Below are 1,943 nucleotides of genomic sequence, written 5' to 3'. Positions count from 1 at the left end.
CTCTGCCTCAGCGAGGGCGGCCGCGGCGCGGGCCAGACGGTCCTGTGCGGTCTCCGGCTCCGAGGGACCCACGATCAGAAGTCGACAGGCACGTCCGAGACCTCGGCGGGCTGGTCGACGCGCGGCCCGACACCGAGCTTCTCCTTGACCTTCTTCTCGATCTCGTCGGCGAGGTCGGGGTTGTCCTTGAGGAAGTTGCGGGCGTTCTCCTTGCCCTGACCGAGCTGGTCGCCCTCGTAGGTGTACCAGGCACCGGCCTTGCGGACGAAGCCGTGCTCGACACCCATGTCGATGAGGCCGCCCTCCCGCGAGATGCCGTGGCCGTAGAGGATGTCGAACTCCGCCTGCTTGAACGGCGGGGACACCTTGTTCTTGACGACCTTGACGCGGGTGCGGTTGCCGACCGGCTCGGTGCCGTCCTTGAGCGTCTCGATGCGACGCACGTCCAGTCGCACCGAGGCGTAGAACTTCAGCGCCTTGCCACCGGTCGTCGTCTCGGGCGAGCCGAACATGACGCCGATCTTCTCGCGGAGCTGGTTGATGAAGATCGCGGTGGTGCCGGTGTTGTTGAGCGCACCGGTCAGCTTGCGCAGCGCCTGGCTCATGAGACGCGCCTGCAGACCGACGTGGCTGTCACCCATCTCGCCCTCGATCTCGGCGCGGGGCACCAGGGCCGCCACCGAGTCGATGACGATGATGTCGATGGCGCCGGAGCGGATCAGCATGTCGGCGATCTCGAGCGCCTGCTCACCGGTGTCAGGCTGCGACACGAGCAGCGCGTCGGTGTCGACACCGAGCTTCTTGGCGTAGTCGGGGTCGAGCGCGTGCTCCGCGTCGATGAAGGCCGCGATGCCGCCGGCCTTCTGTGCGTTGGCGACCGCATGGAGGGCGACCGTGGTCTTGCCGGAGGACTCCGGACCGTAGATCTCGACGACGCGGCCGCGCGGCAGGCCGCCGATACCGAGAGCGACGTCGAGCGCGATCGACCCGGTCGGGATGACCTCGATCGGCGGACGGATGTCGTCACCGAGGCGCATCACCGCGCCCTTGCCGTAGCTCTTCTCGATCTGACCCATCACCGAGGAGAGGGCCTTGTCCTTGTCCTTTGCCTGCACCGATGCCATGTCGGTCACCTATCTGCCGTCTGCGTGTGYGGTCGTCTACCTTCGACCCGGGCGACGGCTCGTCCTGAGATTCGCTGTCGGGTCAGACGCTAGGTGCCGGCGCCGACATCAGGTGGACCACGAGACGGCCTGTGGACGATGCGGGTGGTGGCGCAGGACCTGTGGAGAACACTACCGAACAGGTGTTCGAAGTCATCGCGACACGCCGCGTAGACGCTCCTCGGCGACCCGTCAGCGGCGCTCCTGACCGGCCTGGCCGCCCTGACCGCCCTGCGCCCCGCGGGCGACCCGGGTGTCCCGGCCGAGTCGCCGCTCGGGCGGCACGTCCATGTCCGTGCACAGCGCCTCCCAGACGGCCCGCGGCGCCTCGCCGTCGGCGAGGGCCTGCACGACGGTGCGGTTGCCGAGCGCGCCCAGCACGTGGTCGCGGRCGAGCGACCCGGCATACGCCGCGCCGAACTCGTCGTCCATCAAGGTCCAGAAGTGGCTGATCCGCACCACAGCAGTCTGCCACCCGCGCGGCGAGAGTCGTCCCGCGCCGAAACGTCCTCGGACCGTTACTGCAACCCGCGGCGAATGTCCGTCTCGGACGGTATTGTCCTGCCGTCCCGCGCGACGCCGCGGGCCCATCGACACGTCAGGGGAGCAGCACATGACCGAGCCCACCCATGGGACGAACCAGCCCGACCAGCCCTACTCCTACCCGACGGCCGGCCCCACGGCCGGCCCCACGGCCGGCTCGTCGGCAGGTACGGCGGCAGGTACGGCGGCAGGTACGGCGGCCGGGACCGCCCCCGGCGGGGTCGCCCTCGCCGACGA

The 1,943-nt window shown here is 69.5% G+C and carries 2 protein-coding genes; both read right to left on the bottom strand.

Annotation, left to right across the window (positions count from 1 at the left end; genetic code table 11):
- Positions 1-74: 74 nt before the first annotated feature.
- A complete protein-coding gene (recA, locus tag AC1DP0_RS21425) occupies positions 75-1,124 on the bottom strand; it encodes a recombinase RecA (protein WP_442279062.1) in 1,050 nt (349 codons plus the stop codon).
- A 231-nt stretch (positions 1,125-1,355) separates the two neighbouring features.
- Positions 1,356-1,622 carry a DUF3046 domain-containing protein gene (locus AC1DP0_RS21420; protein ID WP_478088523.1) on the bottom strand — a complete coding sequence of 89 codons (267 nt, stop codon included), beginning with the start codon at positions 1,620-1,622 and terminating at the stop codon, positions 1,356-1,358.
- Positions 1,623-1,943 lie beyond the last annotated feature (321 nt).

It is taken from the genome of Terrabacter sp. P5_B1 (genome assembly GCF_056400505.1).
This window is presented reverse-complemented; position numbering and strand designations above follow the sequence as displayed.